We start from the raw sequence: 24,840 nt of genomic DNA, 5'->3' as shown, positions 1-24,840 counted from the left end.
GGGCAGTCCTTTGTGGTCGACGCCCGCACGGTAACGGGGCGGCCATGCGGTGTTTCCCGACACGCCAATTGAGTACGGTGACGACACCCTGAAGGAGCAACTCAGCGGGATCCCGTCATAGCCGGTTGGGGATGCACCGCGTCCTGCTCGAAGCTGTTCCTTGGTCGAAGCGGTCAAAATACGCGGGCGCTCTCAAGATGATGGGCCGCAAGGCGGGCCGGTAATGGGGCGATTCGTGCCTCCGCGCGAATCGCCCCAAGGCCACCGCGGGCAACCGTCAGGAGGATCGCTCCGAGGCGACAGCAGTCGGGCTGCTGTAGAGGAGCCCTGCTCGGGTTGAGGGAAGGACCGTTGGAGAGGTGAGCGAGAATCGCTCGCCCCTCACGCCTCAGCTCGGTGAGCGCTCGGACTCACCTGGTCCGACGTCGATCTCACGAACGGCCGGCTCCGGGTGCGACGGAACGTGCAGCGCATCCGGCGGGAACAGCAGGAGCGGCAACGCAAGGTCGCAGGGAAGAAGTGGCAGCCCGCGCCAGGCCGGCCGGACGGCCTGATCTTCGCCACGATCACGGGCCGCGTCACCGATCCTGCGGGTGGCCGCGGAGCGCATGGACGACGCGCTCAACCTCGACGACTCCGACGACGAGCCGGAAGCGGAGGGAGTGGACGACTGACGGCGGGTTTCCGGCCGCGTTGATGTCATCCGTTGATGTCAAAGGCCCCGCCGGACGAACCGGCGGGGCCTTTGACCTGTGTGCACTCGGCAGGATTCGAACCTGCAACCTTCTGATCCGTAGTCAGATGCTCTATCCGTTAAGCTACGAGTGCTTGGCGTTCCGGGCTTTTCTTCCCGGTCGGCGTTGCGGGAACAACATTACATGACCTGCGGCGTCAGGTGAAATCCATTGCCCGCACCCCCTCTGACCTGCAGAGATGTCGAAAACATCGGGAGAACGGCCGAAGCCCCGGCCGTGAGGCCGGGGCTTCGGTGATCGACGCTGCGGAGGCGGAGGGATTTGAACCCTCGATGGGCTTTAAGACCCAAACCGCATTAGCAGTGCGGCGCCATAGACCGGACTAGGCGACGCCTCCAGCTTCCGTGTCGCGCGGGCGCGAAACGGGTGCGTGCAGATGATGACACAGCCAGGTGGGGTGTCACCAATCGCTCCTCACGGTACTAGGCAGGTGGGCCGCAGGGCAAAGCACATACCCGCGCGCAACGCCGGGGACCGGCGCGCGTTAGGCAGGGGGCCGGGCGTGGGGCCCGGCGTATGCCGTTGTCCGTTGTCCGTCAGGTCCAGGTCACTGTCAGGAGCCCTCATGCTGCGTCTGCGTCTCCTCTTTCTCGGTGTCGCCGCGTCCGCCGCCCTCGTCGGTACGTCCGCCGCCGCCACCGGCGCCCCGCTCGCGCCCGTACCGCTGCCCCTCACCGAGGAGGCCTGGCCGCAGGAGGCGGCGGCCCCCGGGGATCAGCTCACGGTCAGCGTCGCCGGTTCCGGGGCCGCCGCGGCCGACGGTACGTACCGGCTGACCTGCCGGCCCGTCGGCGGGACGCATCAGCGGGCGCGGGCCGCCTGCGACCGGCTGGCGGAGCTCGCCCGGGAGAGCCGGGATCCCTTCGCGCCGGTCCGCCGGGACGCCGTGTGCACCATGCAGTACGGCGGTCCCGCCACCGCCCGCGTCACCGGGACCTGGCAGGGCCGCGCCGTCGACGCCGCCTTCGACAAGAAGAACGGCTGCGAGATCTCCCGCTGGCGGACGCTGGAGCCCGTTCTTCCCGGGGCCGGTGAGTAGGACCGGCGGGCCAGGGCCGGGGGTGCTGAAGGCCCCGGGCGTAGGTGATGTGACCATGGCACAGGCCACGCGCACCCGCCCCGGGCCGCGGCCCCGGCGAGAGGTACCCCTCATCGCCGCCGCTGCCCCCGTTCCAGCCCTTAGACTCCCATCAGTGACAGGCCGGGAGCCGAGAGGCAAGATGGGTGCGGCCGTCCGCAAGGTGCAGTGGTTCAGGGAGGAAGCGTCGTCGTGAGCAGCAGGCCATCCCGAGGCGCTGCTCGCCTCGCGGCGATACTCGACGCACTCCCCGACGGCCTGGTGCTCGTCAACGCCAACGGCACGGTCGTCAACGCCAACACCATCGCCCTGGAGATGTTCGAGGCCCCCGGCACGGCCCTGGTCGGCCGCGGGCTGCTCGATCTGCTGCCCGAGTTCGACTCGAAGCTGATCCCCGGCTCGATGCGGCGCCCCGCCTCCGCCGACGCCCGCGGCCGTACGAAGCCCACCCGCATGATGGCGCGGCGCACGGACGGCAGCGAGTTCCCGGCCGAGGTGACCAGCGCGAGCCTGGAGGACGGCCGGGACGCGTACAACGACTCGCACAGCTACACCGGCGACGAGCTGCTCATGCTCGTCGTACGGGACCTGTCGGGGACTATGGACACCGAGGCCGAGCTGGCCCGCTCGCAGCGCCAGACGGAGATGATCCTGCGGGCCGCGTCGGAGGGCGTCGTCGGTACGGACACCGACGGGCGGGTCGTGCTCGTCAACCCGGCCGCCGCGCAGATCCTCGGCCACCGCGCCAGCGACCTGGGCGGGCAGGAGCTGCATCCGCTGATCCTGCACTCGCGCGCGGACGGCGAGCCGTTCCCGTACGAGGAGTCCCCGCTCGCGGACACGCTCCGCTCCGGCCGCAAGCACCGGGTGCGCGGGCAGGTGCTGTGGGCGAAGGGCGGCAAGAAGGTGCCGGTCGATCTGACGACCGCGCCGGTGCGCGACGGCGACCAGCTCGTCGGCGCCGTGATGACCTTCACCGACCGGCGCCCGTACGACGAACTCATCGAGCAGCACGCCGCAGAGCTGACCGCCGCCGAGGAGCGGCGTACCGCGGAGGTGGCCGAGACCGACGAGCGGCTCACCGCGGAGCTGACGGAGACGACCGACCGGCTCACCGCCGAGCTGGCCGCCGCCGAGGAGCGGCACGCGGCGGAGCTGGCCGACCGCAGTGACCGGTACGCGGCCGAGATCGAGGGGCTGACGGAGCGGTACGGGGATGTCGCGGGCCGGCACACCCAGCTCACCGCCGTGCTCGGCGAGGCGCTGCGCGGGCCTCTGGACGAGCTGCGCGGCGAACTGACCACGCTCGCCGCCGACCCGGCGGGCCACCTCTGGCCCGAGGCCAACCAGATCCTGCACCATCTCGCCGCCGGGTACGCGCGGATGACGACGCTCGTCGACAACGTCCTCGGCTATCAGCGGCTCGACGCCGGTACGGAGACGCTCACCAAGGCGAAGACCCTGCTCGACGGGGTCGTGGCGGCCGGTGTCGAGGGCGCGGTGGAGCTGATCGGGCCCGGCCGGGCGCAGTTCGCGGTGCACGCCCCACCGATCGAGGCCGAGGTGGACGGCGTCCGGCTGGCGACGGCGCTCGCGCATCTCGTCGCCGATGTGGCCGGGGTCGACTCGACGGGCCGTACGAAGGCGCCGTCGGCGGCCGGCGGTTACGTCGACTCGACCATCGTGGTGGCCGCCGCGCAGCGCGGCGACGTCGTACGGATCGAGGTGCGCGGGCCGTTCGCCGGGGGCGACCCGGTGCACGAGCCGATCGTGCGCGGGATCGTACGGGCGCACGGCGGCGTGCTGCAGACGCACGAGGTGCCCGGGATGAACGGCAGCGCGTACGTCCTGGAGCTGCCGCTGGGCGAGGGCTCGGGGGCGGTTCCGCCGCCCTCCGCGATGCCCGGCGGAGAGGGTACGCAGGGAGCGCAGCATCAGGCGCCTTCGCCGCATCCGGGCCCCGGGCAGGGTCCCGGGACCTCGGGCGGCGGCAGGCGGCGCGCGCGGCGGGCGACCACGGACGCGTTCCTGGACTCCCCGGCGGAGGAGACGGGCGAGCGGGATCGGGAGCCCACGGGACGGCGCAGGGCCCGCGCGATCGAGTCCGGGGCCGGCAGCGCAAGTGGCGCGGGTGGCGCAGGTGGCTCCGGAGCCGAGGGTACGGGCGACGGTACGGCCGGTGCCGGTGTCACGGGCGCCGGCGCCGGGAGCGGTACGGGGCGGCGGCGCGGGCGGCCCAGCCCGGCCGAGGACGCGGCGCCGGGCGGCGCCGGGCCCGGGGCCGCCGTCGCGCTGCCGGGCGGCGTGCCCGCGCCGGTGCCCGCGCCGTCGGAGGGCGCGGTCGTGACCTCGTCCGAAGGGGCGCATCCGACCGGGCTCGCGGCGCTCGGCGCGGCCGTGCCGCCGCAGGGCGTACCGGTCGAGCCGGGCTCCGAACGCCGCGCGCGGCACGGCGGGCCCGGTCAGCGGGCCCTTCCCGCGCTGCCGTCCGGGCCGTCCGCTCCCCAGGGGGGCGCTCCGGTCGCGCACGCCACGCCCGCCGCTCCGGTCGCGCACGCCGCGGCCCCGGCGCCCGCCGCCGTGGGGCCCGCGCCCGTACCCGCTCAGATGCAGCCCCAGCAGCCTTCCCAGCAGCAGCCCGCCGGGCGCCGTGCGCGCCGGGCGCTCGCGCCCGCGCAGGACCGGCGCGTCCCGCCCCCGGCCCCGGCCGAGGCGGACACCGCTCGCAGCCCGTTCGCCCTGCCGCCCGCCGAAGCGGACCGCAGGGTTCCCGCGCCCGCCGCCCAGGACACCTCGCTGCCGGGCCGGCACGACGCCGTACGCACGGCTCCGGACGACGACCACACCCCGCCGCAGCCGCACCCCCTGCCCGCGGCGGGGCGCCGCGCCCAGCCCGGCCCCATTCCCGCCCCCGCCCCGGTGCCCGCCGCCGAGACGGCCGCGGCGCCGGACCCGAGCGGCTGGGGCAGCCCCGTACCGGCCGCCCCGGTCGGCGCCTTCCCCCGGCAGGGTGCGGGCCGGCCCGCGGGAACGGCGACCAACGGGCAGGGGATGCCGACCACTTCCGGCTTCGGGTTCATGGCGCCGCCGCCGGGCTGGCCCGAGGAGCCCCCGCCCGCCGACGCGCCCGCCGCCCCGGCCGTCCCGGCTCCGGCGCCTGCCACAGGGCCGGCGCAGGTCACAGGGCCGGCGGCGGTCCCGGCACCGGCGCAGGTCGCAAGGCCTGCCCCCGGTCCGGCTCCGGCCCCCGGTCCGGCGCACGCTCCGGAATCCGAGCCCGCGCCGACGGCCGCCGCCGCGTCGGTCGCCGCGTCGGAGCCGTCCACCGAGTCCTCCGTACCGCACCCCCGGCTCGGCGCGCACCAGCCGCTGCCGCCCGCGCAGCCCCTGCCGGAAGAGGCCCCCGTCCCGGTCCCGGTCCCGCCGGACTCCACCCAGAGCCGCGGCTTCAGCGTGCGCACGCTGGGCCAGGGCGTGCCCCTGGCCCAGCAGGGGCAGCAGATCCCGCAGCAGGGCCAGCCGCCGACCGCGTCCTCGGGCCCCTCCGGTCCCTCCGGCCGTCGGCGCAAGCTCGGCACCCCGCCCGCCGGCACCGAGCCGGCCGGGGCCGCCGCCTCCCCGCAAACGCAACCGCAGCCACAGCCGCCGGGCCAGGCCCAGGGTCAGCACCAGACCCTGGGGGGCCGCCTCCCCACCACCCAGATCCCCGGCGGCGCCACCCAGGGCGGCGGCCTGCGGCTGCCGACCGCGCAGGCCGCGGGCCGGTCGTACGCCATAGGGGCGCCCGACGAGGGTGCCGAAGGCCCCGAGCCGCTGGACGGCCCCGGTGGCGCGGTCGAGGTCGCCAACCGCCCCCAGCCGCAGCCCGTCGACGACGAACTCCCGCCCGAGCCGCTCGACAACCCGCGCCGCCTGCTGGTCTGGCCCGCGCCGGACGTCCTGACGCAGCAGGCGCTGAGCGACCGCGGCTACCGGCCCGTCGTCGTGCACTCCCGCGAGGAGGTCGCCGCGCAGATCGCCGCGTTCCCCGCCGCCCTGTTCGTCGACCCGCTGACCGGCCCCATCACCCGTACGGCGCTCCAGTCGCTGCGCCAGGCCGCGGTCGCCGCCGAGGTCCCCGTCCTGGTGACGGCGGGGCTGGGCCAGGCGACCAGGGAGGCGGCGTACGGGGCAGACCCGGCCGTGCTCCTCAAGGCCCTGGCGCCGCGCGACAGCGAGCAGCACCCCTCACGCGTGCTGGTGATCGAGGAGCACGAGGAGATCGCGCTCGCCCTCACAGAGACACTGGAACGGCGCGGCCTCCAGGTCGCGCGCGCCGCGAACGACAACGACGCCGTCCACCTCGCCGCCCAGATCCGGCCGAACCTGGTGGTCATGGACCTGATGCAGGTACGGCGCCGGCGCGCCGGGATCATCGACTGGCTGCGCGCGAACGGCCAGTTGAACCGGACCCCGCTGGTCATATACACCTCCGCCGGCATCAACGAGGCGGAGCTGCCGCTGCTCAGCTCCGGCGAGACCGTGCTGTTCCTCGCCGAACGCTCCACGAGCACCGAGGTGCAGGACCGGATCGTCGACCTCCTCGCCAAGATCGGTACCAACTGACCATCTGACCAGCTGACCAACTGACCTGCCGGTCGCAGCCGATCGACGCCGATCGGCTGCGTGGCGGCGCCGTACGGACAGCCACGCGGCCGTGCCGCCACGCCCCCGCGCCGCCGCGTCTACAGGCGCGTCACGTCGAGCTCGCCGTCCGCGTACTGCCTGCGGATCACCTTCTTGTCGAACTTCCCGACGCTCGTCTTCGGCACCGCGGCCACCACCGACCACCGCTCCGGCACCTGCCACTTCGCGATCTTCCCGGCGAGGAACTCCTTCAGCTCCGCGTATCCGGTGCTCGCGCCGTCCTTGAGGACGACCGTCGCGAGCGGCCGCTCGCCCCACTTGTCGTCCGGTACGGCGACCACCGCCGCCTCCGCCACGTCGGGGTGGGCCATCAGCGCGTTCTCCAGCTCGACGCTGGAGATCCACTCGCCGCCCGACTTGATGACGTCCTTCGCCCGGTCGGTGAGCGTGAGATAACCGTCCGGGCTGATGACGCCCACGTCGCCGGTCCGCAGCCAGCCGTCCTCGCTGAACTTGTCCGCCGGCCTGAAGGGTTCGGCGCCCGCGCCCCCGTAGTACGCCCCCGCGATCCACGGTCCGCGTACCTCCAGCTCACCGGCGGACTCACCGTCCCAGGGGAGCAGGTCGCCGCCGGGCCCGGCGAGCCGTGCCTCCACCCCGGCCGGGAAGCGGCCCTGCGTGAGGCGGTACGGCCACTCCTCCTCCGCGGTGAGTCCGGCGGGCGGGTTGGACGTCGTGCCGAGCGGCGAGGTCTCCGTCATGCCCCAGGCGTGGCAGAGCCGTACCCCGAGCTTGTCGTACGCCGCCATCAGGGACGGCGGACAGGCGGAACCGCCGATGGTGACGTGGGCCATGGACGTCAGATCCCGGGGGCGGGCGGTGACCTCGGCGAGCAGCCCCTGCCAGATGGTGGGAACGGCGGCGGCGTGGGTGGGCCGTTCGCGTTCGATCATGTCGGCGAGCGGGGCGGGCTGGAGGAAGCGGTCGGGCATCAGCATGCTGATGCCGGTCATGAACGCCGCGTGCGGCAGCCCCCAAGCCATTACATGAAATTGAGGGACTACTACCAGCGAGAGGTCCCGGTCCGTCAGCCCCATCGACTCGGCCATGTTGACCTGCATCGAGTGCAGGTAGATGGAGCGGTGGGAGAAGACGACGCCCTTGGGGTCGCCGGTGGTGCCGGAGGTGTAGCACATGGCCGCCCCGGACCGTTCGTCCAGCTCCGGCCAGTCGAAGGCGCCGAAGGCGGTGGGACGGCCGGCGATCAGTTCCTCGTACACGTGCACCCGTACGGGAGCCCCGGACGCCGTGCGCGCGGCGACGGCCTCGTCCAGCGCGGTGCGGTCGCCGGCTCCGGCGACGACGACGTGCTCGACGGTGGGCAGCTGCGGGAGGAGCGGGGCGAGCAGCGGCAGCAGCGAGCCGTTCACGATCACCACGCGGTCCGCCGCGTGGTTGACGATCCAGACGAGCTGTGCGGGCGGGAGGCGCAGGTTGAGCGTGTGGAGGACCGCGCCCATGGCGGGGACTGCCAGATACGCCTCAAGGTGTTCGGAGTTGTTCCACATGAGGCTCGCGACCGGCTCGTCGCCGGTGACACCGAGTTCGTCGCGCAGGGCGCGGGCGAGCTGGGTCGCGCGTCCGCCCACCTCGGCGAAGCTGCGGCGCTGCGGTTCACTCTCCCCGGTCCAGGTGATGACCTGTGACGCTCCGTGGATGGTCATCCCCTGGTGCAGGATGCGGGTCACAGTCAGCGGTACGTCCTGCATGGTGCTCAGCACGGCGTCCTCCCGGTGGGCGTTGGCGTCGCGTCGCGATTCGTTGCGGCGGTGTTTCGCTGCCGAGATTCTGCGCGCGTACCAGCCGGTATGTCACTACCCAGGAGTAGAAACCGCCGCGGGAAGTTCCCCGAATCCGTCGGGACCACCGGTGCGTCGGGACCATCCGTACGTCGGAGCCACCGGTGCGTCGGGGGATCGGGCCGTCAGCGTGCGGGGGAGAGTTCCGGGTCCTCGCGGAGCTTGCCCAGCGCGCGGGACACGGCGCTCTTGACCGTGCCGACCGAGACACCGAGCACCTCGGCGGTCTGGGCCTCGCTGAGGTCCTCGTAGTACCGCAGGACCACCATGGCCCGCTGGCGGTCGGGGAGTCTCATCACCGCGCGCCACATCGCGTCGTGCAGCACCTGCCGCTCGGCGGGGTCCGGCTCGGGCAGGCCCGCGGGCTCGGGCAGTTCCTCGCAGGCGAACTCGTCGACCTTGCGCTTGCGCCACTGCGAGGTGCGGGTGTTCAGCAGGGCCCGGCGGACATAGCCGTCCAGGGCCCGGTGGTCCTCGATCCGCTCCCAGGCGACGTACGTCTTGGTGAGCGCGGTCTGGAGCAGGTCCTCCGCGTCGGAGGGGTTGGCGGTGAGCGAACGGGCGGTACGCAGCAGCACGGGCCCCCGCGCCCGTACGTACGACGAGAACGACGTGTAGGGCGGATACGTCGCTTGCGCGGCGTACGGCACGTACTGCGCGGCCGGCGTTGCGGCCGACTTGGCGGCTGTGGAAGCGCTCGGGCAGACAGGCGTGGTCATGGCTCCACGCTAGGAGCGGCGCCCGGCCGGGGGATCGGCCCCAGGTCCCGAAGACGTGTCCGCCTCAGGGTGTAGGGGTGGGGGTGACTACACCTCCTGAAGGTGGAGGAAAGCGGACGCGCACTGTAGGGGCCGACCCTGGCACCGGCCCCGCCGCCGGGCGGACGCACCGCCCGCGCGCACGGCTGCGCGGCGGTGCTTCCGCACCGCCGCGCAGGTCGTCGTTCACCCCTCAGTCACGCCCCCCGTCGGGCCGCTTTCACCACCACAGATTGGTGAAGTTCACCGAAACGTTCTCGTTGGACTGGTCGATCGAGGTGAAGCCCGAGCCCACCACACTCGCGGTGTTGTTCTGGTTGGACGCCCCGGCACCCGTCGCCACCTGCTGCGTGGTCGTCGAGTTGCCGAAGTTGTGACCGCCCACCCCGCTGCCGCTGATCGACGCCGCGCTGGCGTTCGATCCGTCGTTGGCGAGGGCGCCGTTGTCGGCGCTGGCCACCCCGGTGAAGAGCGCGGCGGCCAGGGGCAGCGCGGCGACAGCGGCGAAGGCACGGGCGGTACGGAAGCTTGCCATGTCATTTCCTCCAGGAACCAGAAGTACGGCGGGAAGTGCAGTTCGATCCGGGGCGGTTGGCCGACCGCTCCGGTCTTCGTGGCGACGTCGCGAACTCAGAATTGCCCACCGAATCCGCCGGAACCACCCCGGAGGAGCTGATTCCCTCGCAAGCGTGAGGACAGGTCGATAAACCCCAATGCGTCCTCAAAGCCCCGCATCGCACCATGGCCGCAGAGACCGGACCCGGCGAGAACTTCCCGGAACCCGGACGCCGCAAGAGATGAAGCGTTTCAGTGCACTCCCGGCCCGCCGTCACCCCCGCGACGAAATCCATCCCGTAACACCTCCTCCCGTACCGCCTTTCAGCCCTCCCCCCTTCCTTTCTTCGAACACCTGTACGAACATGGAGCCATGGCCACCACCCTCCGGCAGACCGCCACCCTGGCCCTCGCGCACGCGCTGTCCGCTGCCGGGCGCGGGCTCCCCGTCTTCCCCCTGTCCCCCGCCAAGCTCCCCGCCCTGCGCTCACCGCACCGGGACGAACCCGGCGGCCCCTCCCTCTGCCGCGGCGAGTGCGGCCGTCCCGGCCACGGCGTGCACGACGCCACCACCGACCCGGCGGGGGTACGGGCGCTGTTCGCCGCCGCGCCCTGGGCCACGGGGTACGGGATCGCCTGCGGCCGGCCGCCGTACCAGCTCATCGGCATCGACCTCGACATCGGCCCGGCGGACGGGGCGGTCACCCCCGGCCCTTCGCGGGACCCCAGGGCCAACTCCCTGCGGGACCTGCGGGACCTGCGGGAGCCCGCGCCGGACTCCGTGGCCGCGCTCCAGCACCTCGCCTTCCAGCACCTCTTCACGCTGCCCGACACGGTGGTCGTGCTGACGCCCAGCGGCGGCCGGCACATCTGGCTCACCGGCCCGCCGGACGTCGTCGTGCCCAACTCCGCCGGCCGGCTCGCGCCCGGTATCGACGTACGGGGCTCGGGCGGCTATCTCGTGGGCCCCGGCTCCGTCACCGCCCGCGGCGCCTACCGGCTCGCCCCGGGGACGGCCGGACTCGCGCCCGCGCCCTGCCCGCGCGCCCTGCTGCACCTGCTGACGCCGCCGGCCCGGCCCCGGCACGCGCGGGACCGGCCCGCGCGCGGCCACGGCCTGGTGCAGTTCGTGCTCGCCGCACACGAGGGGCAGCGCAACACCCGGCTGTTCTGGGCCGCTTGCCGGGCGTACGAGCACGGCTTCGGCGACGCGCTCACCGAGGCGCTGGTCGACGCGGCCGTACGAACCGGTCTCGACGAGCGCGAGGCACGCGCCACGATCGCCTCGGCGGCCCGCCTCACCTCCGGCCCCTGAGGCGACACGCCGGCAACTCCAAACCCCCCGGGCCCCTGCGGATCAGTTTTTCCGGAATGATTACCTGGATCCGTACATCTCTGAGGCCCGTTCGCAGGTCTTCTGTCGGGACGCCTTTTCGGCCGACTCTCGCCAGGAGCCCCGAAACGGCCCTGATTCGTAGCATCCAGAGCGTTCAGCGCGCGTTAAGTGTTCAAAGCGTTCAGCGTGATCAGAGCTTTCAGACGATGTACCGACGACTTCACCCGCATTCGCTAACTCGGAGTGTTTCCTTGACATCCACTCACCCCGGCGTGCGCAGGTCCGCCGTGCTCGCCCTCGGCGCGGGCGCCCTGCTCTCCGTCACCGTCCTGGCCGCACCGGCGCAGGCGGCCGCCGCCCCGGCCGTCACCGCCAAGGGCGCGTTCCTGCTGAACAATTCGTCCAGTGCCACGGTCTACAGCAAGGCCGCCGACACCCGGCGCCAGATGGCCAGCACGACGAAGATCATGACGGCCGCGGTGGTGCTCAGCACCAAGGGCGTGGACCTCAACCGCAAAGTGACCGTCAAGCAGGCGTACCGCGACTACGTCACCAAGGAGGGCGCGAGCACCGCCGATCTGCGCACCGGCGACAAGCTCACCGTCCGCCAGCTGCTGTACGGGACGATGCTGCCCTCCGGCTGCGACGCCGCCTACGCCCTCGCCGACACGTACGGCACGGGATCCACCAACGCGGCGCGCACCAAGTCGTTCATCGCGAAGATGAACGCGAAGGCCAAGGAACTGAAGCTCACCAACACCAAGTTCGACTCCTTCGACGGCATATCGGGCGGCGGGAACAACTACACGACGCCGCGCGACCTGGCGAAGATCGCGCAGTACGCCATGAAGAACGCGGACTTCCGCGCGGTCGTCAAGGCCACGTCGTACAAGGCCACGGCCCCGGCCGCGAACGGCGGCAAGCGCACGTACACCTGGTACAACACCAACAAGCTGCTCGGCTCCTACAACGGCGCCATCGGCATCAAGACCGGCACGGGCACCGCCGCCGGGCCCTGCCTGGTGTTCGCCGCGACGCGCGGCGGCAAGACGCTCGTCGGCGTCGTCCTGAACGGTTCCGACCGCTACAAGGACGCGGCGAAGATGCTCGACCACGGCTTCGGCGCCTCGACCGCGAAGACGATGAAGCTCCGGACCCTCCCGGCGGACGCCCAGCGCGACTGAGCGGCCCTGACGGCGGGACTCCACGAGGAGTTCCGACCGACGGTGCGGAACGACAGTGGGGGACGGCCGGACCCGGCCGTCCCCCACCTCTGTCCGTCATACTCCGCCGATCACGCCCAGGTGATCAGGCCCAGGTGATCAGGCTCGCGTGATCACGCCCAGGTGATCAGGCGCTTCGGCTGTTCCAGGACCGCGCCCACATCGGCGAGGAACATCGAGCCGAGCGCCCCGTCGATCAGCCGGTGGTCGAAGGAGAGCGCCAGGGTCGTGACCTGGCGCGGCCTGACCTTCCCCTTGTGGACCCAGGGCTGGGGCTTGATCGAGCCGACCGCGAGGATCGCGGACTCACCCGGGTTCAGGATCGGCGTACCGGTGTCGACGCCGAAGACGCCGACATTGGTGATGGTCACCGTGCCGCCCTGCATCGCCGCCGGGGTCGTCCTGCCCTCGCGGGCGGTGGTGATCAGCTCCCCCAGCGCCTCGGCCAGTTGCGGCAGCGTCTTGTCCTGCGCGTCCTTGATGTTCGGAACGATCAGACCGCGCGGGGTCGCCGCCGCGATGCCCAGGTTGACGTAATGCTTGAGCACGATCTCCTGGTTGGCCTCGTCCCACGCCGCGTTGACGTCGGGGTGCCGCTTGAGGGCGACCAGGAGCGCCTTGGCGACGAGGAGCAGCGGGCTGATCCGTACACCCGCCATGTCCTTGTCGGACTTCAGCTCCTCCACCAGCTTCATCGTGCGGGTCACGTCGACGGTCAGGAACTCCGTGACATGCGGCGCGGTGAAGGCGCTGCCCACCATCGCGGCGGCCGTGGCCTTCCGTACGCCCTTGACGGGGATACGGGTCTCCCGGGCGGTTCCGGGGGCGTACGCGGGCACGGTGGCCCGGGCGGGGACAGGTTCCGGTGCCGGCGCCGCGGACGGTGCGGCGGCCGGGGACGGCGCCGGTGCCGGGGCCCGCTCCGGCAGCAGGGCCGTCGCCGCGTGGACGTCCTCGCGGGTGATGATCCCGTCCGGGCCCGACGGCGTCACCGTCGCCAGGTCCACGCCGAGGTCCCTGGCGAGCTTCCGTACGGGCGGCTTGGCCAGCGGGCGCGCGGGGGCGGCCGGCGCCATACCCGCGTGTCCGTTCACCTGGCCGGGCACCGGGGCGGCCGGAGCCGCGGCGGCCGGGACGGCCGGAGCGGCGCCCCGGCGCGGGCGGCGCTTCGTGGACGCCTCGGCCACCCCGTAGCCGACGAGTACCGGCGTACGGCCGCCACCCGCCGGCCCGGCCCCCGCTGTCGAGGCCGAAGCCGCGGCAGGAGCCCCGGCCTGCTCCGGAGCCGAGGCAGGAGCCGGAGCCGAAGCGGGAGCCGGGGCCGGAGCCTGCGCCCCGCCGCTCCCCGGGGCCACGTCCACCGTGATGATGGCCGCGCCCACGTCGACCGTGGTGCCCTCCCCGAAACGCAGCTCGTGCACCACCCCGTCGTACGGAATGGGCAGTTCGACGGCCGCCTTCGCCGTCTCCACCTCGCACACGACCTGGCCGTCCGTGACGGAGTCGCCCGGCTGTACGTACCACTTCAGGATCTCCGCCTCCGTGAGCCCCTCGCCCACGTCGGGCATCCTGAACTCCCGGTACCGGGCGGAGATGTCAGCAGTCATGGTCACGGCACTCCTCAGTACGCGAGCGAGCGGTCGACGGCGTCGAGCACCCGGTCCAGGCCCGGGAGGTACTCGTCCTCCAGCCGGGCCGGCGGATACGGCGCGTGGTAGCCGCCCACCCGCAGCACGGGCGCCTCCAGGTGGTAGAAGCAGCGCTCCGTGATGCGGGCGGCGATCTCCGCGCCCGAACCGAAGAAGACCGGCGCCTCGTGGACGACGACCAGCCGGCGCGTCCGCTCCACCGACGCCTGGAGCGTGTCGAAGTCGATCGGCGACATCGACCGGAGGTCGACGACCTCCAGCGACTTGCCCTCCTCGGCCGCGGCGTTCGCGGCCTCCAGACAGACCTTCACCATCGGGCCGTAGGCCGCCAGGGTGAGATCGGTGCCGTCCCGGACCACCCGCGCCCCGTGGAGCGGGTCCGGGATGGCCTCCGTGTTGACCTCGCCCTTGTCCCAGTAGCGGCGCTTCGGCTCGAAGAAGATCACTGGGTCGTCGCTCTGGATGGCCTGCTGCATCATCCAGTACGCGTCCGACGCCGTGGACGGCGAGACGATCTTCAACCCCGCCACATGCGCGAACAGCGCCTCCGGCGACTCGCTGTGGTGCTCGACCGCGCCGATGCCGCCGCCGTACGGGATACGGATCACGACCGGCAGCTTGATCTTGCCGAGGGCGCGGGCGTGCATCTTCGCGAGCTGCGTGACGATCTGGTCGTACGCCGGGAAGACGAAGCCGTCGAACTGGATCTCCACCACCGGGCGGTAGCCGCGCAGCGCCAGCCCGACGGCCGTGCCGACGATGCCCGACTCGGCGAGCGGGGTGTCGATGACCCGGTCCTCGCCGAAGTCCTTCTGGAGGCCGTCGGTGACGCGGAAGACGCCGCCGAGCTTGCCGACGTCCTCGCCCATGATCAGGACCTTGGGGTCGGTTTCGAGCGCCTTGCGGAGCGACTCGTTGATCGCCTTCGCGATCGGGAGCTTCTGTACGCCGCTCATGATCAGTTACCCCCCTCGGCGGAACCGGCGGATCCGGAATCCACGGGTCCGGAATCCACGAACGACGCCTGGTACGCCGCGAACTGGGCCCGCTCCTCGTCCACGAGCGCGTTCCCGTCGGCGTAGACATGGTCGAAGATCGCCATGGGGTCCGGCTGCGGCATCGCCCGTACCACGTCACGTACCCGCTTTCCGAGTGTTTCGCTCTCCTCGTCCAGCGCCGCGAAGAACGCCTCGTCGGCGTTGCCCTCGCGCTCCAGGTACCGGCGCAGCCGCAGGATCGGGTCCTTCGCCTGCCACGCCTCCGTCTCCTCGTCCGCGCGGTACTTCGTCGGGTCGTCGGAGGTGGTGTGCGCGCCCATCCGGTACGTGAACGCCTCCACCAGCATGGGGCCCTCGCCCCGGCGCGCCCGGTCCAGGGCGGCGCGGGTCACGGCCAGGCAGGCGAGGACGTCGTTGCCGTCGACCCGGACGCCGGGGAAGCCGTATCCCTGTGCGCGCTGGTAGAGCGGCACCCGGGTCTGGCGCTCGGTCGGCTCGGAGATCGCCCACTGGTTGTTCTGGCAGAAGAAGACGACCGGCGCGTTGTAGACGGCGGAGAAGGTGAACGACTCGGCCACGTCGCCCTGGCTGGAGGCGCCGTCCCCGAAGTACGCGATCACGGCCGAGTCCGCGCCGTCCTTGGCGACGCCCATGGCGTAGCCGGTGGCGTGCAGGGTCTGCGAGCCGATGACGATCGTGTAGAGGTGGAAGTTGTTCGAGTTGGGGTCCCAGCCGCCGTGGTTCACGCCGCGGAACATGCCCAGCAGATTGGTCGGGTCGACCCCGCGGCACCAGGCGACGCCGTGCTCGCGGTAGGTCGGGAAGACGTAGTCGTCGTCGCGCAGCGCGCGCCCGGAGCCGATCTGCGCGGCCTCCTGGCCGAGCAGTGAGGCCCACAGCCCCAGTTCGCCCTGGCGCTGGAGGGCGGTGGCCTCGGCGTCGAAGCGGCGGGTCAGGACCATGTCCCGGTACAGCCCGCGCAGGGATTCGGGGGTGATGTCGGCGATGAGGGCCGAGTATTCGGGGTGCTCCAGGCGCTCGCCCTCGGGGCTGAGCAGCTGGACGAGCTGCGGCTCGGAACCGGGCCCGGGGCCGGTCGCTTTCGCGCCCTTCGGGGTCGCCGTTTTCTTCTGGGCCGTTTTCTTCGCGCTCGCGCGCTTGGTACCGGTACCGCTGCTCCGTCGCGGTGTGCGAGCGGCAGTGCTTTCCACGGTCACGTGCGTGCTCCTCCGTCTGTCCGGCCCCCGGGATCCGCCGGGAACCAGTGCGGCTCGCCTGTACCGCCCGGCGCACAGGGTGGGTGCGACCAGATCGGGACAGACGTGACAGGTGCCCCGGCGAGCGCCCTGTCACAGGCACGTTACCCAGTGGGCACCATTACTGCGAAACCCCATCTGACCTGCAATTTTGATTGGATTTCCAAGTAAATCGGCAAAGTCGGGAACAACCACTGGTCACAGCCTCGCAGGCCGCCGGAACAACGGCACGTTATCCCGCTGCTCAGCGGCAGGGAAGGGCAGGGAAGGAGTGAGTGTGTGAGACTGAATTCTGTGCACGAAGAAGGAAAAATCACTGTATTCCTGCTTGATGATCACGAAGTCGTCCGCCGGGGCGTCTTCGAACTCCTGTCCGTCGAGGACGACATCGAGGTCGTCGGCGAGGCGGGCACGGCGGCCGACGCGATGGCCCGCATCCCGGCGACACGCCCGGACGTGGCGGTGCTGGACGTACGGCTCCCCGACGGCAGCGGCGTCGAGGTCTGCCGGGAGATCAGATCCCGGGACGAGTCCGTCAAGTGTCTGATGCTCACGTCGTTCGCGGACGACGAGGCGCTCTTCGACGCGATCATGGCCGGCGCCTCGGGTTACGTACTGAAGGCGATCCGGGGGAACGAACTGCTGACGGCCGTACGGGACGTGGCGGCGGGACGGTCGCTGCTCGACCCGGTGGCGACGGCGCGGGTGCTGGAGCGGCTGCGTACGGGGAACAGCGCCAAGCCGGACGACAAGATGGCCGGCCTCACCGACCAGGAGCGCAGGATCCTGGATCTGATCGGCGAGGGGATGACCAACCGGGCGATCGGCGAGCGGCTCCATCTCGCCGAGAAGACGATCAAGAACTATGTCTCCAGCCTGCTCTCCAAGCTGGGGATGGAACGGCGGTCGCAGGCGGCGGCGTACGTGGCCCGGCTCCAGGCCGAGAAACGCTGACCCTCCCGCAGGGCCCGGCGGGCGTCGTACGTACGCAGTGGCCACGGTCGGCGTCGTACGTACGCAGTGGCCACGGTCGGCGTCGTACCGCGGCGGACCTGGTCCTAATCGGGACCAACGTCCTGTTGTTCAAGGGCCGTCTCCCCTGTTGGGAGCGGCTTCCGTGACGGAGAGTGGACGACATGTCCACCGAGGAACTCCGCGCCATGGCCCTGCTCACCCGCGTACCGTACGGACGTGTGGCGACGAGCATGCGGGCCATGCCGTTCGTGGCGCCCGCCCGCCATGTGGTGACGGGCGGCTCGGTCCTGCTGCTGATGCACGCGGGCCACGGATACCACCAGGCGTGCGGCGGCGGTGTGGTGGCGTACGGGGCGGACAACTACGGCAGCGGCGCGGACAACCTCTGGTCGGTGCAGTTCACCGGGACGGCCGAGGTGATTGAGCCGACCACCTCGGAAATCGAAATGTTCGGCGCCAAACCTCACCATGTGGACGGCAAACCGTTCGATCCGGTCTACATGCGGCTTACGCCCCAGTTCATCACCGTACACACGCTCGACTACGCAGACGAGCGACGGAGTCAACACGCTGCGTGATCTAACATCTGACAAGTGCCGCGCTCATATGAACTCGCTGCGCCTGCCGCGACCGCCGTCATTCCCCGGCCCACCGCCGCTCGTGCCAGCCACACAGCTCCGCCTGTCACCGCCCTCCTCTCCACCCCCGCCTTACCCCTCCCCCTTGCCTCACCCCTTGCTTCACCCTTTGCCTCATCCCTTGTCCCGCCCCCTGTGTCACCGCTTGTCTCACCCCTCGTCCCATCCCTCGCCTCACCTGTCGCTCCCCGTACGGCCCCGCGCGCCCCGGCCCCGCCCGTACGGCTGCTGCTGCGCCGCTACCGGAACACCGGCGAGCCCCTGTCGTGCGAACCCGTCGCCCAAGGACTGCTCAACCACGGCTACCGGCTCCGCACCACGCGCGGCGCGTACTTCCTGAAGCACCACCTCGACAGCGACCGCGACACCATCCGCCGCCAGCACCGCGCCACCCAGCGGCTCCAGACGCTCGGCGTGCCCGTCGCGCCGCCGGTCGAGGGCGCCGACGGGGACACCGTCGCCGTCCTCGGCGGGCGCTGTTACGCGCTGCATCCCTGGATCGAGGGCAGCCACCGGGACGGCGCGCAGCTCACCGCCCGCGCGTCGCAGCGCCTGGGCGGGCTGCTCGGGCTCGTGCACACCTGCCTGGAGCGGGTGATGGAGCCGGGCCCGGCGGCGCTCGCGTACGTCAGCCCGGACCCCGCCGACACCTTCGCGCTCATCGACCAACTCCTCGTCCTGGCGCGGAGCCGGGCCCGCCGCGAGGTCTTCGACACGCTCGCCGAGCACCGGCTCGTGGAGCGCAGGGTGCTGCTGGAGCGCCACGCCCACCGCCGGCCGCCGCCCGGCGCGGAGCCCGCCACGGGGTGGGTGCACGGCGACTTCCACCCGCTGAACCTGCTCTACCGGGGCGCGGAGCCGGCCGCGATCATCGACTGGGACCGCCTCGGCGTCCAGCCGCGCGCCGAGGAGGCCGTCCGGGCCGCGGCGATCTTCTTCGTACGGCCGACGGGGGAGCTGGAGCTGGCGAAGGTACGGGCGTACGCGCGGGCCTACCGCAAGGCGGCCGGGGCGGGCGCCTCCGAGCTGGCCGCGGCGGTCCACCGGGTCTGGTGGGAGCGGCTCAACGACTTCTGGATACTGCGGTGGCGCTACATGCTGGACGACCGGAGGGCCGACCCGCTGTTCGCCGCGGTGTCGGCCCTCGCGGTCTGGTGGACGCGGGAGTACGAGGCTGTCTGCGAGGCCTTCGCGGGCTGACCCGCCGCCCCGGGTCAGCGGGTCGGCGGGTCAGCAGGCCAAGCGGGCCGGGGATCAGCGGGCCGGGGGATCAGCGGGGCCCATGGGCTCCTGGCCGCCGGCTCCTCAGCCCTGGGAGGTGCCCACGCCCTCGGTGGTGCCCTGGACCGCGCCGGCCGAGGTGTTGCCCGCCGAAGTGCCCGCGTCCGTGCCGGTTCCGCTGGACGTCTCGCCGCCGCCACCGCCGCCGCCACCGCCGCCGCTGTCGTCGGTCGGTGTGCTCGGCGTGTCGGCCGTCGGGTCGCTGCCGGTCCCGCCGTCGTCCGTGCCGCCGTCCGCCGTGCCCGGGTCGGCCGAGGACGGCGAGTCGGACGGCTCGTCCGGTGCCGTCGGCGAGTAGGACGGCCGGCTCGGCGGGTCGTAGCTCGGGTAGTCGTTGCCGCCCGTGGAGGTGTCCGTGTCGCTCTCCTGCGAGGACTCCGACTCGCTCGGGCTCGGGCTCTCGGACGTCGGGTCCTTGGGCGGGGACTGAGTGGTCGGGTTCTTGGTGTCGCCCCCGGGGTCCGTGGTCCCCATGCTGTTCACCGCGTACGCGACACCCGCGATGATCGCGATCAGCGCGAGCGCGACGAAGAGGAAGAGCTTGCCGCGACCTCCGCCGTTGCCGTTGTGGCCGCCGTCGTACCCGCCGTCGTTCGGGTTCATCGGCGGCAGGATCGGGCCCTGCGCGGTCTCCCCGTGCGGCGGGTGGCCCATCGCGGTCGTCTGGGCCATGCCCATCGCCGGGGTGTTGCCGCCCATCATGTGGGCGTCGACCGGGCCGGTGTTCCAGGTACCGGTGTGGCTGCCCTGCTGCTGGATCATCTGCAGGCCGTACTGGACGAGCCCGCGCATCTCCTCGGCGCTCTGGAACCGGTCGTCCGGCTCCTTCGCGAGCGAACGCATGACGAGCCCGTCCAGCTCCGGCGGCGCCACGTCCGAGACCTCGGAGGGCGGCACGGGGATGTCCTGGACGTGCTGGTAGACCACGGAGAGCGGGGTCTCGCCGGTGAACGGCGGCCGCAGGGCGAGCAGTTCGTACAGCAGACAGCCCGTGGCGTACAGGTCGCTGCGGTGGTCGACCGCCTTGCCGAGGGCCTGCTCGGGCGAGAGGTACTGCGGCGTGCCCATGACCATGCCGGTCTGGGTCATCGTCGACTGCGCGCCGTGCAGGGCGCGCGCGATGCCGAAGTCCATCACCTTGACCGCGCCCGCGTCCGTGATGATCACGTTCGCCGGCTTGATGTCACGGTGGACGATGCCGTGCTGGTGCGAGTAGGCGAGCGCCTCCAGCACGCCGGAGACGATGATCAGCGCCTGCTCGGGCGGCGGGGCCTCGGCGCTGACGAGCAGATCACGGATGGTCCGGCCCTCGACCAGCTCCATCACGATGTACGGCACGGTCTGCCCGTTGACCGTGTCCTCGCCGGAGTCGTACACCGCCACCACCGCGTGGTGGTTGAGGCCCGCGACCGACTGCGCCTCGCGCGTGAAGCGGGCCTTGGAGACCGGGTCCTCGGCGAGATCGCCGCGGAGCAGCTTCACGGCGACGATGCGCCCGAGCCGTACGTCCTCGGCCGCGAACACCTCGGCCATGCCGCCGCGCCCGAGGCGGTGGGTCATGCGGTAGCGGCCGTCGCCGACCATCCCGCCGACCAATCCGTTGTCGCCCCAGGAGTCCGCCGCATCCGGCACTCCGCCGCCTGCTCCGGGTTCGGGTGCCATCAGTCCTCGCCGTCGTGTCTGTCCACGGGTGCGCCGCACGCGCGGTCCGCGGGTGGTCTGTCTGTCTCAGGAGCTTTGTGAAGCTTGTGTGACTGCGTCTTTGGCGGAATCGGGATACTCGGTGCCACGGGGTGGAGTTGCTCAGGGTTGGCTGTGGGCCATCACGCTACAGGCTCCGTGTGACACGCCGGTCCAGGATGGACCGGCCATGAAACCCGCCGACTCGCTGCCCATGCAAATTCCGTGCGGTTCCTGTAACGCTTCCGAGACGCTTGCTGTGTCTACGGTCACGGATCGGGCACCCGGCTTGACGTGTCAGTGGCCTGCGGCAGACTTGGCCAGTAATAACGGGATCACGGCGCCAGTATCGCCGGTATCGACGCGAGACCGCCGCGCGAGGCACGACCGCGTACACGCGCGCCGAGGGGGAGCACAGTCATGAGCCACGACGGCGCACGGGGCCGCTATGCGGGCGGTTCGGTCGCGGGCGGCCGGTACCAGCTTCGCGATCTGCTCGGCGAAGGCGGCATGGCCTCCGTATACCTCGCGTACGACTCGGCGCTCGACCGGCAGGTCGCGATCAAGACACTCCACACGGAGCTGGGGCGCGAGCAGTCCTTCCGCGAGCGCTTCCGCCGCGAGGCGCAGGCTGTGGCGAAACTGTCGCACACCAACATCGTCTCCGTCTTCGACACCGGCGAGGACACCCTCGACGGTGCGGTGATGCCGTACATCGTCATGGAGTACGTCGAGGGCGAGCCGCTCGGCTCCGCGCTCCAGCAGGACATCAGGCAGTACGGCGCGATGCCGGCCGACAAGGCGCTCAAGGTGACGGCCGATGTGCTGGCCGCGCTGGAGACCAGCCATGAGATGGGCCTGGTCCACCGGGACATCAAGCCCGGCAATGTGATGATCACCAAGCGCGGCGTCGTAAAGGTGATGGACTTCGGCATCGCGCGCGCCATGCAGTCCGGTGTCACGTCGATGACGCAGACCGGCATGGTCGTCGGCACACCGCAGTACCTCTCGCCCGAGCAGGCGCTGGGACGCGGGGTCGACGCGCGCTCCGACCTGTACTCGGTCGGGATCATGCTCTTCCAGCTCCTGACGGGCCGGCTGCCGTTCGACGCGGACTCGCCGCTGGCGATCGCATACGCACACGTCCAGGAGGAGCCCGTCGCTCCGTCCACCGTCAACCGGTCGATCACACCGGCGATGGACGCACTGGTCGCGCGGGCGCTGAAGAAGAACCCCAACGAGCGCTTCCCGAGCGCGGACGCGATGCGCGACGAGTGCGCGCGCGTGCTGACCGCCGGGCAGCCGGGCGCCCCGGTGATCGTGCCGGGAGCCTCGGGGACCAGCAGCGGGGCGGGCGTGGGCGCGGCGGTCTTCCCGCCGGTGGACCAGTCGGCCCAGACCTCGGGGCCCTTCCAGAGCGCCCCGGGGGTACATACGCCGTACCAGCCCGGCCCTTACGGCCCCGCGACTCCTGCCCCGACGCCTGCCCCGGCGTCCGCGTACGGCCCGATGCAGACACCGCCGCCGGCCCACCCGCAGAGCGGCGCCTACGGCTATCCGCAGTCGTCCCCGGCGTACCACACCCCCGCGCCGACGTCGCCCCAGTCGTACGGCATCTCCCCGCAGGGCTCCCCGGGCTCCGGCGCGGGCGGTGGCGGCGGGGGCGGCCGGCGGAACACCCCGGTGATCGTGGGCTCGGTCGCGGTCGCGGTCCTGGCGGTGGGCGGCCTGATCGCGGCCCTCTCGATGAACGGCGGCCCGGACGACAACAAGACCGATCCCTCCGCGAACACCAGCGGCCCGGCGGTCTCGGCGGACCACCGGGACCCGGAGCGCAACCGGACGATCGACTCCGACAAGTGCACGGCCGCGTCCGAGGACAGCCTGGACCCGTCGAAGGTGCAGGCCCCCGACCTGCGGTACAAGGACATCATCTCGGTGAAGGACTGCCTGCGTAAGGCGGGCTGGACCTGGGCGGAGCCGAAGAAGAAGGACGACGGCGCACAGGCCGAGGACATCGTGATCACCCAGTACCCCGAGCCGGGCGCGGCCATCCGCCCCAAGGACCAGGAGTTCGAGCTGACGATCTCCACGGGGGACGCGGGCTGAGGCCTGTCGTCGGGATCACGCCGGGCTCGCGGCGGGCTCGCGACGGGCTCACCACGACGACCCGTAACGAAATGCCCGAGATGCCGGTTCTGGTGTCACATGTGACGCTGAATCGGTGAGTTCGAGTTCCGTTCGCCTCTCCGGCGCGACCGCGGTCGCCGTCGCGGCGCTGCTGCTGGCCGCGCCCGTCGCGTCCGGCGAGGAGGCCGGGGCGGCCGTGGCACCCGAGGCCTTCGTGGCGGCGCCGGAGCCCGCCGCTTCGGTGGCGCGGCCCGCGGGCGAGGGGCGACCCCGTCCGGGCCGACCGACGGGCGGGCAGGTCGTACGGCCCGAGGAGGCGGGGCCTGCCGTCGGCCCCGGGCGCGGCCGGGACACGGCCCCCGGGAGCGATCACGAGAACGACCCGGGCGGCGGGACGGGCAGCGACAGGGACAGCGGCGGGGACGGCGACACGGGTCGCGACCCGCAGACGGGCACGACGGATACGACCGACACCTCGGGCACGGCGGGCAAGCAGACCGGAAGCGGGACGGGCAAGGAGACCGGCACGGGCGCGGCGGCCGGCCGGCGCCCCGGCGGACCGTCGCCCGCCGCTTCCGCCGCTTCCGCCGCCTCCGTGGCCCCTTCCGGCGACGCCACGCACCCCGCCCGCTCGACACCCCCCTCGGCCACCCCCTCGGCCACCCCGGCGGCCCCCTCGCGCGCCCGGCCGGACCGGCACGGGAAGGACGCCGGGACCGACAGGAACGACGGGACCGACGAAACCGACGAGAACGGGACGGCGGGGGAGTACGAGGTGCTGCCCGAGGGGGTCGCGCCGATCCCGGAGGCGTCCTCGGCGGCCCACCCCCCGGACGCGGACGCGCCCCGCGAACGGGACTCCGCCTTTGTCACCAACGCGTCACGACGTCCCGTATCCGTACTGACCCTGGGCACCGGAATCACGCTGATCGGGCTCGGGCTCGGCTTCCTCGGAGTGCGGCTGAGGCAGCGCTGACCTGCGCTGTTGCCGTCCGCCTCCCTCTTCCCGCCCATCGCGGTAGTACTTACGGCGTACTTACTACGTCCACCTCAGGTCCCTTGCAGGCCACGACATACTCGGTATACATACTGAGTATGTCGATTCGCCACGGGCTTCTCGCCCTCCTGGAACGTGGCCCGCGCTACGGCTCTCAGCTCCGTACGGAGTTCGAGTCGCGCACGGGTTCCACCTGGCCGCTCAACGTGGGCCAGGTCTATACGACCCTCAGCCGGCTGGAGCGTGACGGCATGGTCGCCCAGGACGGCGAGGACGAGGCGGGACACGCGCTCTACGTGATCACTCCCGCCGGCCGTACGGAGCTGAAGTCCTGGTTCCGTACGCCCGTCGACCGGGCCAGCCCGCCCCGGGACGAGCTGGCGATCAAGCTGGCCATGGCGGTGGGCTCGCCGGGGGTCGACATCCGGGAGGTCATCCAGTCGCAGCGCCGCCACACGATCCAGGCGATGCAGGACTACACCCGGCTCAAGGCGCAGGCGTTGGAGTCCGTACCGAAGGACCGGGACGAGGTGGCCTGGCTGCTCGTCCTGGAGCAGCTCATCTTCCAGACGGAGGCCGAGGCCCGCTGGCTCGACCACTGCGAGGTCCGGCTGATCCGGCTCGCGGTGGTGCCGCTGCGCGAGGACCGGCCGGCGAAGGGCGCCGGGGAACTCGCGGACGACCCGCCGGACGGGGGGCCCGGGGAGGTCTCCGGCGGGGTGCCCGCGAAGCTGGCGCACCAGCCCGGCGGGGCGACGCCCGGCGGCTGAGAACCGACGGCCGAGCGCGGGCCGCCGAGCGCCGATCACGTCGAGCGCAGACCGCCCGAGCGCCGATCACGTCGAGCGCAGACCGCCGAGCACCGGCAGGTCGGCCATCGGTGATCGGCCACCGGCAGGTCGGCCACCAGTGGTGGGGGGGGGGGGGCGGGGGGCGCCCCCCCCCCCCCCCCCCCCCCCCCCGCCCCCCCCCCCCCCCCGCCCCCCCCCCCCCCCCCCCCCCCCCCCCCCCCCCCCCGCCCCCCCCCCCGAAAAGCCCCCCCCCCC

Annotated in this window: 17 protein-coding genes and 2 tRNA genes; 10 read left to right on the top strand and 9 right to left on the bottom strand. The window is 72.3% G+C overall.

Features of this window, described 5'->3' with window-relative positions:
* Positions 1–755: 755 nt before the first annotated feature.
* Together ACFXKG_RS06225 and ACFXKG_RS06220 are read right to left on the bottom strand one after the other, a co-directional pair.
* Positions 756–828, bottom strand: a tRNA-Arg gene (locus tag ACFXKG_RS06225).
* A gap of 173 nt (positions 829–1,001) precedes the next feature.
* Positions 1,002–1,092 (bottom strand) — tRNA-Ser (locus ACFXKG_RS06220).
* Between the two features lie 228 nt (positions 1,093–1,320).
* Between ACFXKG_RS06220 and ACFXKG_RS06215 the strand changes: the two genes are divergently transcribed.
* Together ACFXKG_RS06215 and ACFXKG_RS06210 are read left to right on the top strand one after the other, a co-directional pair.
* On the top strand, positions 1,321–1,794 hold the full coding sequence (locus tag ACFXKG_RS06215) for an SSI family serine proteinase inhibitor (RefSeq protein ID WP_384833161.1): 474 nt from the start codon (positions 1,321–1,323) through the stop codon (positions 1,792–1,794).
* Positions 1,795–2,025: 231 nt separating this feature from the next.
* On the top strand, positions 2,026–6,438 hold the full coding sequence (locus ACFXKG_RS06210; protein WP_384833158.1) for a PAS domain-containing protein: 4,413 nt from the start codon (positions 2,026–2,028) through the stop codon (positions 6,436–6,438).
* Positions 6,439–6,557: 119 nt separating this feature from the next.
* On the opposite strand, the gene ACFXKG_RS06205 is transcribed toward ACFXKG_RS06210, so the two are convergent.
* From ACFXKG_RS06205 to ACFXKG_RS06195, 3 genes are all read right to left on the bottom strand, one after another.
* Positions 6,558–8,240, bottom strand: coding sequence for a long-chain fatty acid--CoA ligase (locus tag ACFXKG_RS06205; RefSeq protein ID WP_384833155.1), 1,683 nt, complete (start codon positions 8,238–8,240; stop codon positions 6,558–6,560).
* Between the two features lie 203 nt (positions 8,241–8,443).
* Positions 8,444–9,037, bottom strand: coding sequence for a SigE family RNA polymerase sigma factor (locus ACFXKG_RS06200; RefSeq protein WP_384833152.1), 594 nt, complete (start codon positions 9,035–9,037; stop codon positions 8,444–8,446).
* 259 nt (positions 9,038–9,296) lie between these two features.
* Complete coding sequence (locus ACFXKG_RS06195; RefSeq protein WP_384833149.1) at positions 9,297–9,611, bottom strand: hypothetical protein; 315 nt, start codon at positions 9,609–9,611, stop codon at positions 9,297–9,299.
* 393 nt (positions 9,612–10,004) lie between these two features.
* On the opposite strand from ACFXKG_RS06195, the gene ACFXKG_RS06190 reads away from it, so the two are divergent.
* Positions 10,005–10,946: a bifunctional DNA primase/polymerase gene (locus ACFXKG_RS06190; protein WP_384833146.1), complete on the top strand. Its 942-nt coding sequence runs from the start codon at positions 10,005–10,007 to the stop codon at positions 10,944–10,946.
* A 272-nt stretch (positions 10,947–11,218) separates the two neighbouring features.
* Complete coding sequence (locus tag ACFXKG_RS06185) at positions 11,219–12,151, top strand: D-alanyl-D-alanine carboxypeptidase family protein (protein ID WP_384833143.1); 933 nt, start codon at positions 11,219–11,221, stop codon at positions 12,149–12,151.
* A 152-nt stretch (positions 12,152–12,303) separates the two neighbouring features.
* On the opposite strand, the gene ACFXKG_RS06180 is transcribed toward ACFXKG_RS06185, so the two are convergent.
* Genes ACFXKG_RS06180 through pdhA form a run of 3 tightly spaced genes read right to left on the bottom strand, consistent with a single transcriptional unit; the run spans position 12,304 to position 16,054 of the window.
* Positions 12,304–13,803: a dihydrolipoamide acetyltransferase family protein gene (locus tag ACFXKG_RS06180; protein WP_384833140.1), complete on the bottom strand. Its 1,500-nt coding sequence runs from the start codon at positions 13,801–13,803 to the stop codon at positions 12,304–12,306.
* Positions 13,804–13,811: 8 nt separating this feature from the next.
* Positions 13,812–14,795 carry an alpha-ketoacid dehydrogenase subunit beta gene (locus tag ACFXKG_RS06175; RefSeq protein WP_384833136.1) on the bottom strand — a complete coding sequence of 328 codons (984 nt, stop codon included), beginning with the start codon at positions 14,793–14,795 and terminating at the stop codon, positions 13,812–13,814.
* A 2-nt stretch (positions 14,796–14,797) separates the two neighbouring features.
* Positions 14,798–16,054 (bottom strand): pyruvate dehydrogenase (acetyl-transferring) E1 component subunit alpha, encoded by a 1,257-nt coding sequence (gene pdhA / locus ACFXKG_RS06170; protein WP_384833133.1) that lies wholly within the window; start codon positions 16,052–16,054, stop codon positions 14,798–14,800.
* A gap of 333 nt (positions 16,055–16,387) precedes the next feature.
* On the opposite strand from pdhA, the gene ACFXKG_RS06165 reads away from it, so the two are divergent.
* The 3 genes from ACFXKG_RS06165 to ACFXKG_RS06155 all read left to right on the top strand — a co-directional run bounded on the left by ACFXKG_RS06165 (position 16,388) and on the right by ACFXKG_RS06155 (position 18,906).
* Positions 16,388–17,047, top strand: a complete 660-nt coding sequence (locus tag ACFXKG_RS06165; RefSeq protein WP_384833708.1) for a response regulator — start codon at positions 16,388–16,390, stop codon at positions 17,045–17,047.
* Between the two features lie 182 nt (positions 17,048–17,229).
* The gene (locus ACFXKG_RS06160; protein WP_384833130.1) at positions 17,230–17,646 is read left to right on the top strand and encodes a pyridoxamine 5'-phosphate oxidase family protein; all 417 of its coding nucleotides are present in this window, start codon (positions 17,230–17,232) and stop codon (positions 17,644–17,646) included.
* Positions 17,647–17,931: 285 nt separating this feature from the next.
* Entirely contained in the window at positions 17,932–18,906 is a 975-nt protein-coding gene (locus ACFXKG_RS06155) for a phosphotransferase (protein ID WP_384833705.1), read from the top strand.
* 105 nt (positions 18,907–19,011) lie between these two features.
* On the opposite strand, the gene ACFXKG_RS06150 is transcribed toward ACFXKG_RS06155, so the two are convergent.
* Positions 19,012–20,649: a protein kinase gene (locus ACFXKG_RS06150; protein ID WP_384833127.1), complete on the bottom strand. Its 1,638-nt coding sequence runs from the start codon at positions 20,647–20,649 to the stop codon at positions 19,012–19,014.
* A 438-nt stretch (positions 20,650–21,087) separates the two neighbouring features.
* Here ACFXKG_RS06150 and ACFXKG_RS06145 point away from each other — a divergent pair, with 438 nt between their 5' ends.
* The 3 genes from ACFXKG_RS06145 to ACFXKG_RS06135 all read left to right on the top strand — a co-directional run bounded on the left by ACFXKG_RS06145 (position 21,088) and on the right by ACFXKG_RS06135 (position 24,564).
* The gene (locus tag ACFXKG_RS06145) at positions 21,088–22,776 is read left to right on the top strand and encodes a protein kinase (protein ID WP_384833123.1); all 1,689 of its coding nucleotides are present in this window, start codon (positions 21,088–21,090) and stop codon (positions 22,774–22,776) included.
* A 115-nt stretch (positions 22,777–22,891) separates the two neighbouring features.
* On the top strand, positions 22,892–23,773 hold the full coding sequence (locus ACFXKG_RS06140; RefSeq protein WP_384833120.1) for a hypothetical protein: 882 nt from the start codon (positions 22,892–22,894) through the stop codon (positions 23,771–23,773).
* A 119-nt stretch (positions 23,774–23,892) separates the two neighbouring features.
* Positions 23,893–24,564: a PadR family transcriptional regulator gene (locus tag ACFXKG_RS06135; RefSeq protein WP_384833117.1), complete on the top strand. Its 672-nt coding sequence runs from the start codon at positions 23,893–23,895 to the stop codon at positions 24,562–24,564.
* Positions 24,565–24,840: the final 276 nt, after the last annotated feature.

This window comes from Streptomyces sp. NPDC059255 (genome assembly GCF_042752355.1).
Taxonomy (GTDB): Bacteria; Actinomycetota; Actinomycetes; order Streptomycetales; family Streptomycetaceae; genus Streptomyces.
This window is presented reverse-complemented; position numbering and strand designations above follow the sequence as displayed.